Source organism: Bacillus sp. FSL M8-0350 (assembly GCF_038593345.1).
GTDB lineage: Bacteria > Bacillota > Bacilli > Bacillales > Bacillaceae > Bacillus > Bacillus safensis.
Genome location: NZ_CP151985.1, coordinates 264,033 through 277,135 on the forward strand (window position 1 = coordinate 264,033; position 13,103 = coordinate 277,135).

At 41.5% G+C, this 13,103-nt stretch carries 12 protein-coding genes; 4 read left to right on the forward strand and 8 right to left on the reverse strand.

The window, feature by feature from the left end; genetic code table 11:
• Positions 1 to 23: 23 nt before the first annotated feature.
• Both NSS80_RS01470 and NSS80_RS01475 read right to left on the reverse strand, forming a co-directional pair.
• Positions 24 to 1,451, reverse strand: coding sequence for an alanine/glycine:cation symporter family protein (locus tag NSS80_RS01470; RefSeq protein ID WP_024427211.1), 1,428 nt, complete (start codon positions 1,449 to 1,451; stop codon positions 24 to 26).
• Positions 1,452 to 1,484: 33 nt separating this feature from the next.
• Positions 1,485 to 2,465, reverse strand: coding sequence for a glutaminase (locus tag NSS80_RS01475; protein WP_024427212.1), 981 nt, complete (start codon positions 2,463 to 2,465; stop codon positions 1,485 to 1,487).
• 496 nt (positions 2,466 to 2,961) lie between these two features.
• On the opposite strand from NSS80_RS01475, the gene NSS80_RS01480 reads away from it, so the two are divergent.
• The 3 genes from NSS80_RS01480 (at position 2,962) to NSS80_RS01490 (ending at position 6,468) form a co-directional block, all read left to right on the forward strand.
• Positions 2,962 to 4,248 carry a sensor histidine kinase gene (locus NSS80_RS01480; RefSeq protein ID WP_041116524.1) on the forward strand — a complete coding sequence of 429 codons (1,287 nt, stop codon included), beginning with the start codon at positions 2,962 to 2,964 and terminating at the stop codon, positions 4,246 to 4,248.
• A 4-nt stretch (positions 4,249 to 4,252) separates the two neighbouring features.
• Positions 4,253 to 5,191, forward strand: coding sequence for a response regulator (locus NSS80_RS01485; RefSeq protein WP_252050041.1), 939 nt, complete (start codon positions 4,253 to 4,255; stop codon positions 5,189 to 5,191).
• A 191-nt stretch (positions 5,192 to 5,382) separates the two neighbouring features.
• The gene (locus NSS80_RS01490) at positions 5,383 to 6,468 is read left to right on the forward strand and encodes an SEC-C metal-binding domain-containing protein (protein ID WP_034283189.1); all 1,086 of its coding nucleotides are present in this window, start codon (positions 5,383 to 5,385) and stop codon (positions 6,466 to 6,468) included.
• A gap of 46 nt (positions 6,469 to 6,514) precedes the next feature.
• Here NSS80_RS01490 and NSS80_RS01495 read toward each other — a convergent pair whose 3' ends face one another.
• The 4 genes from NSS80_RS01495 to NSS80_RS01510 form a co-directional block, all read right to left on the reverse strand.
• Entirely contained in the window at positions 6,515 to 7,555 is a 1,041-nt protein-coding gene (locus NSS80_RS01495; protein ID WP_056764972.1) for a DUF4352 domain-containing protein, read from the reverse strand.
• Between the two features lie 313 nt (positions 7,556 to 7,868).
• Positions 7,869 to 8,525, reverse strand: coding sequence for a response regulator transcription factor (locus NSS80_RS01500; RefSeq protein ID WP_034283194.1), 657 nt, complete (start codon positions 8,523 to 8,525; stop codon positions 7,869 to 7,871).
• Positions 8,522 to 9,736, reverse strand: a complete 1,215-nt coding sequence (locus tag NSS80_RS01505; protein ID WP_041116527.1) for a sensor histidine kinase — start codon at positions 9,734 to 9,736, stop codon at positions 8,522 to 8,524. Before NSS80_RS01505 ends, NSS80_RS01500 begins: the two co-directional genes overlap by 4 nt.
• 18 nt (positions 9,737 to 9,754) lie before the next feature.
• Complete coding sequence (locus NSS80_RS01510; protein ID WP_231293948.1) at positions 9,755 to 10,219, reverse strand: DUF1453 domain-containing protein; 465 nt, start codon at positions 10,217 to 10,219, stop codon at positions 9,755 to 9,757.
• Positions 10,220 to 10,378: 159 nt separating this feature from the next.
• On the opposite strand from NSS80_RS01510, the gene NSS80_RS01515 reads away from it, so the two are divergent.
• Entirely contained in the window at positions 10,379 to 11,308 is a 930-nt protein-coding gene (locus tag NSS80_RS01515; RefSeq protein WP_034283198.1) for an aldo/keto reductase, read from the forward strand.
• Between the two features lie 33 nt (positions 11,309 to 11,341).
• Here NSS80_RS01515 and NSS80_RS01520 read toward each other — a convergent pair whose 3' ends face one another.
• Together NSS80_RS01520 and NSS80_RS01525 are read right to left on the reverse strand one after the other, a co-directional pair.
• On the reverse strand, positions 11,342 to 12,307 hold the full coding sequence (locus NSS80_RS01520) for a GHKL domain-containing protein (RefSeq protein WP_317222250.1): 966 nt from the start codon (positions 12,305 to 12,307) through the stop codon (positions 11,342 to 11,344).
• 11 nt (positions 12,308 to 12,318) lie between these two features.
• On the reverse strand, positions 12,319 to 13,020 hold the full coding sequence (locus NSS80_RS01525; protein ID WP_041116531.1) for a LytTR family DNA-binding domain-containing protein: 702 nt from the start codon (positions 13,018 to 13,020) through the stop codon (positions 12,319 to 12,321).
• Between the last annotated feature and the right edge of the window lie 83 nt (positions 13,021 to 13,103).

Here is a 13,103-nt window from a genome sequence, read left to right on the forward strand (position 1 = left end):
CAGTTGACCAGAGCTTTTTTGATTTATCCGATTTGATTCTTTTTCAATGCCGCAGGTTCATCGTCCCAGCATTCAATTTTCTCATTGTTTGGAACGGCATTTTTATAGAAAACAGGATCTTTGCCTTCTTTTTTCTGTCTCGTGTAGTCCTTCAGTGCTGCGAAGGCGACCTTAGACAGCATGGTAATGGCGATGAGGTTGACGATGACCATGAGTCCCATGAAGAGATCGGCTAGACCCCAAACGAGAGGAACAGTGGCAACCGCACCGAACAGCACCATTCCAATAACGGCAATTCGATAGATGTTCAGCCAAATTTTATTCGCTCCAAGGAATTCAATGTTCGTTTCCCCATAGTAATAGTTACCGATTAATGTACTGAACGCGAATAGGAAAATCATGATGGCAAGGAAGCCGGAGGCCCATGGTCCAATGTGCTGACTAAGAGAAGCCTGCGTTAATTCAATTCCTTGCAGGTTTGTTGTTTTATACGCATCAGAAAACAGAACAAGGAAGGCAGTGCTTGTACAAATAATTAACGTATCTGTTAACACGCCGAATGCTTGGATTAATCCTTGTTTAACAGGGTGGCTGGTGACAGCTGTTGCTGCTGCGTTAGGTGCACTACCCATACCGGCTTCATTTGAGAAAAGACCGCGTTTAATTCCTTGTAATAAGGCACCGCCTAGCGTACCGCCAGCGAACTGTTCAAACCCGAAGGCGTGTTTCACAATCGTGCTGATGACACCAGGAAGTTCCGTGATATTTGTGACAATGACAAAGAACGCAATTCCGATATAAGCTACCGCAAGCACAACGACAATGTATTCAGAAGCCTTTGCGATCGCTTGGATTCCTTTGAAAATGATCGCTGCAAAAATGACAGCCATCACAATACCGACGGTTAAACGGTCTAAACCAAAGGAGTTTTTAAAAGCGACAGTGATCGTATTTGATTGAACCGCATTAAAGACGATTCCAAAAGAAATCGTAATCAGGATCGCAAATAAAATCCCCATCCAGCGCTTGTTTAATCCTTTTTCCATGTAATAAGCAGGTCCACCGCGGAAGCCTGTTTTGTCTTTTACTTTATATACTTGAGCTAGTGTACTTTCAACGAAACTTGAGGCAGATCCAATAATGGCTACGATCCACATCCAAAAAATTGCGCCAGGGCCGCCAATGGCAATAGCGATAGCAATCCCTGTGATATTCCCTGTTCCTACACGTGCTGCCATACTGATGGCAAATGCTTGGAACGGTGATATTCCCTCTTTTTCTTTTCTTCCTTCCTTCAGGACACGCAACATTTCTTTGATCATTCTCACTTGCAGGAAGCGTGTTCTATATGTGAAGTACACCCCAACACCAAGTAACAGAGCAATCACAATATAAGTCCAAATAAAATCATTTGTATGTGTTAAATAAGATAGCAAAGCTTTTTCGTTCATAACATCACCTCTTCGAATTCATCACTGTTCTTTTTAAAAAATACTGAGATCCCACTCTTTGGCGAGCTTTTTCAGCATCATGACACCGGTAATACTATTTCCGCAATCGTCAATGGCGGGACCGTAAATGCCAATTCCACAGCCTGTCTGAAACGGGAACTCTCTTCTTGCGCTTGGCGGAACGCAAGCCATAATGCCTCCAGACACACCACTTTTGGCTGGAACGCCTACGAAAGCAGCAAAATTCCCAGACGCATTATACATGCCGCATGTCAGCATCAATGCCTTTGTTAGTCTGGCGATATCCTTTGGGATGACTTGGACTTGTTTAAAGGGATGGTAGCCATCACTTGATATAATCAGTCCAATCAAGGCGATGTCCTCTGTTGTGACCTCGATGGAACATTGCTTTAAATACACTTCTAACGTGTCCTCGACATCCGATTCTAAATAATTGGTTTCCTTTAAATAATAAGCAAGTGCCCGATTTCGATGTGCAGTTGCCCATTCTGATTGATAAACCTCTTCATTAACAGAAGGACGCTTACCTATTAAGTTTTCGATTAAATCGAAAATATATGCTAGCTTTTCTGTAGAAGTCTTTCCGGGAAGGATGGAGGATACGGTAATAGCTCCAGCATTAATCATTGGATTAAAGGGCTTCCCTGGTTTGTGCATCTCAAGACGGTAGATGGAATTAAATGCATCACCAGTTGGCTCTACATCTACCCGATCCAAGACGTAAGGTACGCCTCTTCCTAAACAGGCAGCTATAAAGCTGATGACTTTTGAGATACTTTGCAGGGTAAAGGGAACGTCCCAATCACCATATCGTACAGATGATCCATCTGGGCCTATCACGCTGATACCAAGTTGAGAGGAATTCACTTTTCCAAGTGCTGGAATGTAGCCAGCATTCTGCCCGTTTGTGTAATACGGACGTATTTCTTCTGCCCATTGATCAACAGAAGACTGGCATGCGTGTTGTGTATTTTTAGAAATTGCTGTTTTCATACGATTCCTCCAATCAAAAATCAAAAAGTACCCTATTGAATTGGCGGATGACAAAAAATGCGATCAAATAGGCACGAAAACATGTTACACATCTTCAAAGAACTTGTCATGCGCTGCTTGCACCACTCCTTTACACCTAAATATATGTACAAATGAAGGCATTGTCGGCGGAAAAACAAAAAGGGTTTTTAGTGAAAATTCAGAAAACGCTTACATATAGTTTCACTAAAATTGTTCATTCAATTTATCTTGGAAACTACACAATCTGACGTAAATCTACAGAAAAACTTACAAATAAAAATCAGTCTGTCGATTATTGTCGTCAATGCTCAAAACACTGAATAGCTGAAAGGTCACCTTGCTGCCCCGGAGAATAGTCATAAAAAAGGGTTTTGAGGATAAAAGGAGCAGTGAAAATTATTTTTTTGTACATTGTGGAGAAAAGAGACTCCTTGTATACTGTGGCTATGCAAACAGGGGAAGGGATGTCAGTCATTTGAGTTTAAATCAGCTTGTCAAAAAGGACGCATTCATTTTAATTTTTATGATGGTCATTGTGCCGCTTGCAGGAGAGCTGAAGTTTTATCCTGTGAATGAGACGTTTCGCATCAGCTTTGGCGCACCTGCGTTTTTCTTTTGCTTATTACTCTTAAGAAAATCTAGACCGCTATTGCCGGGATTTTTAACAGGCACAGCTATTGTACTTTTTCGGGTAGGCTTAGATTTGATTCAGCAGAATGCTGATCTAGCTTCTTCATTTTATCAGCAATTCCCAAGCTTCTTTTTCTATTTCACTTATGCTTTCCTGTTTTTTGCCGTCCGTACGGGACGCTTTAAACAGCGCTCTATTTTCATTGGGATCATCGGCCTGATGATTGAATTAGTTGCTGATTTTGTCGAGCTGTTTGTACAATTTTTAGTGTTTGATACAACGATGACCTTATCAAAGCTGAGCGATATGTTCCTCATTGCGTTTGCTCACAGCTTTGTGGTGATCAGTTTTTTTAATATGATGAAGCTGTATGAGGCGCAATCAAGAGAAAAGCAGATCATGAAACAAAATGAGCATATGATGATGGTCATATCGAATTTATACGAAGAAACGGTGCATTTAAAGAAAACGTTAAAACATACAGAGCATATTACACAGGAATCATACCGGCTTTACCGTCTGCTGCATGAACACGAAGCAGGGAAAAAATTGAGTCAGGAGCTGTTAAAGCTTGCAGGAGAAATTCATGAAGTGAAAAAGGATAATCAGCGTATTTATGCTGGGCTTTCAAAGCTGATTTCGAAGGAAAATATGCAAGACTATATGAAGGCGGAAGAGCTCGTTCAAATTGTGATCCGCATTCAAGAGAAGTATGCTCTATCTCTTGGGAAAAACATCTCCTTTACATCTGATATAAAGGGCATTCATCTGCATGATTATCATGTGTTTATTTTCTTATCGCTGATTAATAATTTAATGGCCAATGCAGTCGAAGCAATAAAAGATACCGGGATGATCTCACTCGAATTGAAAGGAAGTCATGATAAAATAGAGATTCGGATTGAAGATGATGGACCAGGGATTCCTAAAAAAATGAGAGAGATTGTGTTTGATCCAGGGTATACCTCCAAATTTGATGCATTTGGAACACCGTCTACTGGGATTGGCTTATCCTATGTGAGAGAGCTGGTACAAGAGCTTGGCGGTCATATTCAAATCGAACCAAAAGAAACAAAAGGTACAGCATTTCTGCTTGTCCTTCCTATACAAAATTTAATACAGAGAGGGTGAGTGTATGCGATTCTTCATTGCAGATGATGATCGTGCAATACGCTCGATTTTAGGTCAAATCATTGAGGATGAGGATTTGGGAGAGGTCGTAGATGAAGCGGGTGACGGAGTTGGATTAGAGGCACATTCACTGAACCTCAAGAAAGTAGACATCCTTTTGATTGATCTTTTAATGCCTGCTAGAGATGGCATTCAAACCATCCGCCATATCCACCCTGAATTCAAAGGCAAGGTCATTATGATTTCCCAAGTAGAGGCGAAAGAGATGATGGCAGAAGCCTATGAACTAGGGATTGAATATTATATCCATAAGCCTGTCAATCGCATTGAAATCGTCAGTGTGATTCGAAAAGTCATGGAGCGTATCAAGCTGGAAAAATCGATTTACGATATACAAGCCTCTCTTCGCCACGTGCTGCCATTAGAGCCTGTGATTTCTCAAGGTGCGGGCGCTGAGGCGAAGAGAAGGACGATGAAAGAAGCTGGGGAGTTCCTCTTATCTGAGCTGGGAATTGTCGGCGAGAGCGGCTCTAAAGATTTACTGGAGATACTCATCTACTTACATGAAACACAGTCAGCCAATTCTCATGAGGTCAATTTCCCGCCGCTAAAGCAGCTGTTTATCAAAACAGCAGAAAGAAAACTGGCTCATGATGCAACCGATGTAGAGGTGATGCGGGAAGTGAAAGCGGCGGAGCAGCGGATTAGACGAGCTATTCATCATTCCTTGAATCATTTTGCCTCACTAGGATTAACAGATTTCTCAAATCCTAAGTTTGAGCACTACGCGTCGAAGTTTTTCGATTTTACCGATGTCAGCCAAAGAATGAAAGAAATGCAGAAGACATCTTCTCCCGCAGGATCGACGGGCAGAGTCAATACAAAGAAATTCGTACAAATCTTTTATTTTGAGGCAAAGCAGTTATTAGAAGGAATGAGCTGAGGAAAATCTGTTGGTATGATTGGAGAAAATAAACAGAGGAAGTCTGTCTTTCCTATGATCTATCGTGATCTTCAGGTGTTTTTATAATTTAACTGATCATTCTGATTTTTCTTTTTTCTTGAAAATGAAACCCTCCTGTGCAATCGTTTGTTAAAATAGTGAGGTTAGACTAGAATGTCGGAGGTTTTATTTTGGGAAAAATTAAACGAAATGCGCTCTGCCCTTGCGGAAGCGGAAAAAAATATAAACATTGCTGTGGTCAAAAATCAGGCGGAGAACAAACGTCTGAGCTTGTGTTTAAGGAAGCTGTACAAGTCCAAAAGGATTTAATGAATTATGCTTTTTCTAAGCATCAAAGAGCGATCAATCAATTCATTAATGAGTTTTCTTTCCTTGCAGATATGGATAAAGAAACGCAACAAATCTCAGTTTTCCATTTGAGTGTATGGGGCATCTTCTTCCGTCCATTAACTGATCAGAAAGAGACCATTTTCCAAGAATTCCTGACGAAGAAGGCAGAGGATATTACCCGTCCGAAAACAAGACAAGTGGTCCAGTCTTGGACAGACATGGAGCCATCATTGCTTTTATTAAATGAAAAAACGGACGAGTCTCTTTACTTTGAGAATATGATAACAGCGGAGAAGGTTGAAGTAGATGTAAAACCTGATCAAACGGTACTGCCTGAAAAGGGAAGTCTCGTGCTCGGTTTTCCTGTTCAATTTGAAGAAAAGGCAGAGTTTTTCATTCAATATACGATGTTTGCGAAAGAGTTTACAGATACTCTTCTTCTTCAGGTCCGCCAGCTTGTTGACGCATATGAAGCAAATGGAGGAGCGCGCAGCACATTTATGAGAGAATCATTTCCTGATGTGCTGAAGTGTATGTTTGCGAAGCAAGAAGTAGAAGAATCAGAGACACCTGCTCAAACAGAAGGCGATGCAGGTCTATCAGCAGATCGTATGGACTGGGCAAGTGACGTCCAGCTGGAAACTGCTAAGCTGATTGAAGACGGAATGAAGGAGCACGGTGACCAAAGCCTGACAGATGGTGCTTTAACGGTTTGGAAAGCCTACTGTGATCAGAAATCACCTGTGATCCGTAAAGCAGCGTCATTTGCTGCCGGAATCGAATACTACATTCATTCACTTGCAAGCGATGCCCCGCTATCTCAAGCACAAGTAGCGAAAAAGTATGGTATTAGTGCGTCGACTGTATCGAGCCGTTTTAAAGATATCGAAAAAGCGGTGAAAGAAGAGCAAGAGGCGACAGTATAATATAAAAAAGACGCGGCACCTTCAGAGGCCAGCGTCTTTTTTTAGATTATCTCGTTTTAATAAAACCACTCATGTACTGCTCTGTATTATAATCGTTGAGGTCAATTTTCCATTGACCATCCCCATTACGTTTCATTTTCACTTCATATTCAGCTGGGCTGGAAACGGGAGGAAGTTTTTCGAATTCAGATGCGTACATGTTTAAGCTTTTTTTATACAATTCTTCTTTTGAACGGATTTTTCCGTTGTAAAACTCGTCTCTTTGCTTGTCTAGCTTGTCTTTTAAGTTAGAAGCATCAATGCCTGTTACTTGAGCGACAACTTTTGCTTCGTCATCAGAGATGGTTTTCACACTTGTTTCTACTTTGGCTTTATCCTTCATGGTGTTTTGAATGCGTTTGTACATCGACAGAATATCTCGGTCACTCACTTCATTTCCGTATATTCCTGCACTTCTTTTGAAGTCTTTTACAAACATCTCATGGTATTTATTGACGACATCCGATTGGTTGTCACCTGTTAAATCTGCGAATTCATCGTTCTTTTTATCAAAAACAATAATATCGGTATAAGCGGATAACGCTTTTGCTGGGTTATCCAGCTTTTTTGCTGAATCTAGTATTTTGTTTCCATCTAGGTCGATTTGGATGGAATCACTGTTTTTCTTGATGCTGTCCTGATAAACAAACTGATATTTTTTCCCTTTGTCTACTAGGAAATAAAGTGCTCCTGAAAGTGACTTGCCTTTGTTCAATGAACCAAGGTCAAGACGGTCTTTGCTGCCGTAGAATTTTAAATCAGATACTTTGGCATCGTCCTGATAAAGGGAGAAGTCAGAGTTATATAATGAAAGGGCTTTGTCACCTTTATTTGTGATCGTCAGATTGACTTTTAGTACCAATTCATTGTCTCTCAGGGTAGTTGTTGAGTCTTCTGGTAACGTATATTCGTAGCTATTAACTTTTACCTCTGCTGTTTTCGTTGACTTTTGATCAGCGTCGGTTGATTTGGCTGAGCTCTGGCAGGCTGCAGAGATGATCATCACGAATGAAATCATGAGGAGTGCACTTATTTTTTTAAGATTCACAGTTGATGCTCCTTTGCTTTTCTTTCGTCATTTCATTCCCGCTATCTGACTAAGAAAAAAGAAACAGATAGAATGGTATATTCGGGTGTTAAAGGGGAAAATATCCTAATGACGATTTGCACTATTCATTCTATCGAAATTCATTCATGATGAGGAATAGGTTTTAGTCCCTATTTTTGATCATTTTTAACACAATCATCTATAAAATAAGGAATTAAATAAGCACAATATACTAGTTAATAAGTATTGATTTATAGATTTATTTTAGGTTTTAAATGTTTTTTGTATAAAAATCTTGAAGTGAAGGTAGTTTTTATTTCACGAGGCGGTGCCGGATGGCGAAGACGACAGCCTGTGTACGGTCTTGTGCATTGAGCTTTTGTAAAATACGGTGCACATGCGTTTTTACCGTACTTTTGCTGATAAATAATTGATCAGCAATGTCTTCATTCTTTAAGCCATAGGCCATTTGCTGTAATACATCGCGTTCACGTTCTGTGAATGATTCGTGAAGCAGATGAGTGTGATGTGTATCATTTGCCTGCTGAAGAGCTCGTGCCATCATGTGCTCAGAGGCTGCCGTTCGAAAGACAGATTCACCAGCAAAGGCGGTGCGGATGGCCTCAATTAATTCCTCAGGCATTGTATCCTTCAGCAAATAACCGACTGCCCCTGCACGAATTCCGTCAAAGACGTATTCTTCCGTATCAAAGGTCGTGAGAATCACAACTTTTACATCTGGAAGCTTTTTTAAAATGTGCTCTGTTGCTGTGATGCCATCCATTCCAGGCATTTGTACATCCATCAGCAGTACGTCTGGAGTGTTGGTCGAGCAAAGCGTAACCGCCTCCTGACCGTCTGACGCCTCCCATATGACGTTAATATCCTCTTGAGCGCTTGCAATATAACGAAATCCTTGGCGGATCAGCGGCTGATCATCAATAATGCCAATCTTAATAGGGTTTGTCATGCCTTGGAGTCCTCCTTGATAGGAATTTGAATATGAATACAGAAGCCGTGCGGCTCGCGTATGGACGTCTTGAGGGAACCGCCTGCTGCGTCACACCGTGCCTTCATGCCTGACAGCCCAAAGCCAAATGAAAGATCTTTTTCGCTGGTCAAATATCCATCGTCTTCAATGTTCATCATCAGCTCATGCTGGTGGTTATATAGCGTAATGGTCATCGCGGTCGCCTTGGCATGGCGAATTGTATTGGTGATGGCTTCTTGTAAAATGCGGTAAAGCAGTTCAGAAACGGAGAGCGGCCATTTTTTATACGTAAGCTGCTCTGTATGAAAGTGAATGTCAAGCTCACCCGATATCTCTCCTTGCTTGATGAGGCTGCGAAGTCCGGCAAGTCCGAGACCTGCATCATCTGACGCCATATGATGAACCACAGAACGAACTTCGGTGAGACAATTTTTAGAAATATGGATCAGCTCCTGAAACGTCTGCTCCATCTGCTCTGGTTCTTCCTGCTTTAAACGGTAGGGCAAAGACTGCAGCTGGACAATCATCGAGGTTAATTGGTGTCCGATGCTGTCATGCAGGTCACGTGCAATTCTGCTTCGCTCCTCCAGCACTGCAAATTGGAGAGATTGAACGGTCGCTTCTTCAAGCTCCATATGCGCCTTTTTCAATTGTTCATGGGCTTCTGATAATTCCTTGTGAACCAATTGCAATTCTCCGAAGTGTTCTTCCTTTAATTCCTGTTCACGCCGCCGCATTCTAGAAATCAAAACAAGTGTATACACAAGCAGCTGGAATAGCGGGAGAGTGATCACCATGTTCCAAGAAAAATCGTTTACATAATAGCTGAGCCCACTAGTGAAAAAGATGATAGCAAATAGATAGGGGTGATGCGCCTCTGAAAAACGAAAAGCGATAAAGCCAATCATAAAAAAGGTCAGCCCAATACTGTCTTGAATCTGACCTGTTACCAGCCACAAGAGATGTGTCAGAATCCACATTAAGAAGAGCATAGAAAATTGCTTTTTAGGTGACAGCTTGCTTTTTGGAAAAAGACAAAGGAGAAACACCAAATAGACGAAGGTTCGAAACACCAATTCGCCTATTGAAAGGGGCTCATACATTTGAATATACATATAGATCAATACAAGGCCTAATACAAATTTTCGCCTTATTTGACCTAAAAGCTTGAGTGGCTGCTGAAGGTTCATATCAAAAACTCCTGTCTGTCAGTTAATAGCAGCAGATGCCTTGATGTTCATATATTTTTTTAAAAGAATAAAACGTAATCCGATCATACTGCCGATTGGAAGGAATGTCAGGCCATTTGCGAAAATAATCAGGGAATGACCGCCATCCTGTACAATTGAACCTACTGTCATCCGGATAAGGATGATTCCAATGAAAAAAAGTGTTCCATAGAGTGAGCTGGCGGCGGTGATACGCCCCGACTGTTGATCATATGTTACTTTGTATAGTTTACCTCTCCATAGCCCGATTGCAAAACCTGTGAGTGCAAAGACAATCATTGCAAGCAGGCTCATCGCCGTAATTTCAATATGCTGGGTAAAGGAATAAGAGAGTGTGCCTAATAAAATGAGCGGTCCTATGAGAAGCCTGATGGGGCGGATTTCTTTTTCCTTGCCTGTTCTTAAAAGCAGAATAATCATAATGATGACAATTTGAATGGTCATGAGAAGATCTCCTTTTCGTTTTAGTCTATCTTCATCATACGCATCTTCTATTTTCGCAGCGTCCACCTGCAGGTTGATTTTTAGAGAGCGGTATACTTGAATGTTGGAAATGATTCGTGGGAAAATAAGGATGATTATGTAGATAAGGGAGATGAGCTTTTGAAAAAGGTAACGCTTGGACGAACTGATTTGCAGGTAAATCCGATAGGGCTTGGTACGAATGCAGTAGGCGGACATAATTTATTCCCGAATCTAAGTGAGGATGCTGGACGGGAGCTTGTGGAGACGGCTCTTGATCAAGGTGTCAATTTCCTAGATTCTGCTTTTATTTATGGGCTGGGCCGTTCAGAGGAATTAATCGGTGAGATCATTGCCAAAAGAGGCGGCAGAGAAAAGCTTGTCCTTGCGACAAAAGGGGCTCATAAGGAAGTAAACGGCCAAATTGAACTTGATAACAGCCGAGATTTCTTAAGAGGGCAGGTCGAAAATAGCCTGAAACGGCTGCAAACTGATTATATTGACTTGTACTATATGCATTTCCCGGATGGACGCACGCCGCTCGAAGAAGTAGCAGGCACATTAAAGGAATTGAAGGATGAAGGAAAAATCAGGGCAATCGGTGCATCAAACCTTGATTTTGAACAGCTTCAAGCCTTTAATCGAGATGGCTACTTAGACGTGCTTCAATCGGAGTATTCTCTGCTGAAACGTCAGGCAGAGCAGGATCTTCTTCCATACTGCGTCGAGCATGGGATCTCCTTTATTCCTTATTTCCCATTGGCATCAGGCTTGTTGACCGGGAAATTTACAAAGGATGCGACATTTGATGATATTCGAGCAAAGGACCCGCTTTTCCAAGGCGATGCATTCCTTTCAAATCTCGAAAAAGTAGACAAGCTAAAAGCCATTGCTCAATCAAAGAATGCAGAAACAGCACACGTCGCACTCGCTTGGCTCTTAGCGCAGGATGGCATTGATGCTATTATTCCAGGGGCAAAACGAGCAGACCAAGTGCTGCAAAACCTAAAAACAAACGATGTTCAATTAACAGAAGAGGAAATCAATCAAATTGATAAAATCTTCTCTTAACACTAAAAAAAGGTGCAGCTATGCACCTTTTTTTTATGACATGGTGAGAGGGATTTTGATGACGAGCCGCAAATTTGGAGAACGGTAAGTGAAATCAAGTGTACCGTCTGCCTTTTCAACAAGCTGTTGAATGATATACGTCCCCATGCCTTGATGATCGCCGCCTTTTGTCGAACGGCCAAAAGTTTTGAATAAATGATCTAGCACGTGTTTTTTCATACCTTTTGTGCTGTTTTCACAATGGATTAAAAATAATCCGCTCCGAATAGAGGTCGTGACCGAGATGCTGCCCTCTTTTCCGGCTTGCTTCGCTTCAATCGCTGCATCTAGGGCATTATCAAGCAGGTTGCCAGTAAAACTAACCTGATCCGCCTTTGAAAAGGGAAGCGATGAAAAGGGTGCTTGAAGGTCTAGTGAAAGTGCAATGTCCTCTTTCTCAGCCCGCTCCAAAAAGGAGTGTAGGGTAGAGGCCAAATAAGCATTTTCGCCTTTCATCCATGGGAAATGTTTGACGTATTGCTGAATCAAATCTTTGATCTCACGCTCGTCGTTCGACGAGGAAAAGGCATTTAAATGTCTGGCTGTTTCATGATGTTTACTGCGCATCTCAAGAAGTAATTCGTTGGTTCTTGATTCTGCTTTTATGAGCTCTTGAAGCCGTCCATTTAACTGTTTTTCTGTCTGCATCACCTTCAATGAGAGGATATCAACTGTCACCATCATGATGAGCGCCAAAAGATAGGTCAGCCCATTCGGTTGCGTTACAAACAGCAAAAGACCTGCGCAGGTGATGAGTAGAAAAGTGCCTAATATCACATCACCACTCGTATGAGGCAAAAATCTTTTGTACATGAAAAATGTATAAACACACATCGCGCAAAAGGTAAGAAGCCACAACATAATGGATGGTAACGGCAGAAAGGCTTCAGCAGCTGCATGAAACGCAAGACCTAACCATATGAGGGCATAAATGCGAAATCCAAGATAGAAAGCGTTCACGTTCGTTCTCCTTAAAAATAGTATTTCTTAAAGAATTCTAATTGCTGCTTGGTCATCATGGCTTTTTTATCTGTACCTTCAAAAGACACGATATACGAATTTTTAGCATACGCCGAGAAATTCTTAATGTAATGAATATTGATGATAAACGATCGGTGGGAGCGGATAAAATCCTTTTCAGCCAGATCGCCCTTTAGCTCATTTAATGTCTGATAGGTCTGAATATCTCCTGTCGTTGTCACGATAGTTGTTGAGCGGCCCGTTCGTTCAACAAAAATGACATCTTTTTTCTGCAGCACATGAATATCTGACTGCTGTTTAATGAGAAGCCGTCCATGAATGCTTTTCTCCTGCTTGGTGGACATATAACGCTCTAAGCATTTCGCAATTCGATCAGCATGGTAGGGCTTCATAATATAATCATGTACATTCAAATCAAACGCATGGACCGCATATCCACTGTTTCCTGTCACAAAGACCACATCGACATTCAGTGCGTGAGAGTGAATGAGGTCCGCTAGTTCATAGCCGGACATTCCAGGCATTTCAATGTCAGCGAACAACAGATCAATGTCTCCTTTTTTGACCTTCTCATATGCATCCTCTGCTGACTGCGTGACAAAGACAATGTCCACAGCCTCCATCCTGCCTACAATGGCGTGCAGCTTTTCTAAATCTACTCGGTAATCATCGACGAGACCTACTTTTATCATAAAAATCACCTATGACTATTCTTATTATTTGTCTATTTTACCATTTGTTTTTTTGAAATAGATCATTTCAAGACAGAAAAAGG

Excerpts from the sequence above, each read along its gene's own strand:
- NSS80_RS01510 (WP_231293948.1), bottom strand. The coding sequence starts at position 10,219 with ATGACCATTCAAATTGTCATCATTATGATTATTCTGCTTTTAAGAACA.
- NSS80_RS01500 (WP_034283194.1), bottom strand. The coding sequence starts at position 8,525 with ATGACAAACCCTATTAAGATTGGCATTATTGATGATCAGCCGCTGATC.
- NSS80_RS01525 (WP_041116531.1), bottom strand. The coding sequence starts at position 13,020 with ATGATAAAAGTAGGTCTCGTCGATGATTACCGAGTAGATTTAGAAAAG.
- NSS80_RS01485 (WP_252050041.1), top strand. The coding sequence starts at position 4,253 with ATGCGATTCTTCATTGCAGATGATGATCGTGCAATACGCTCGATTTTA.
- NSS80_RS01505 (WP_041116527.1), bottom strand. The coding sequence starts at position 9,736 with ATGAACCTTCAGCAGCCACTCAAGCTTTTAGGTCAAATAAGGCGAAAA.
- NSS80_RS01470 (WP_024427211.1), bottom strand. The coding sequence starts at position 1,451 with ATGAACGAAAAAGCTTTGCTATCTTATTTAACACATACAAATGATTTT.
- NSS80_RS01475 (WP_024427212.1), bottom strand. The coding sequence starts at position 2,465 with ATGAAAACAGCAATTTCTAAAAATACACAACACGCATGCCAGTCTTCT.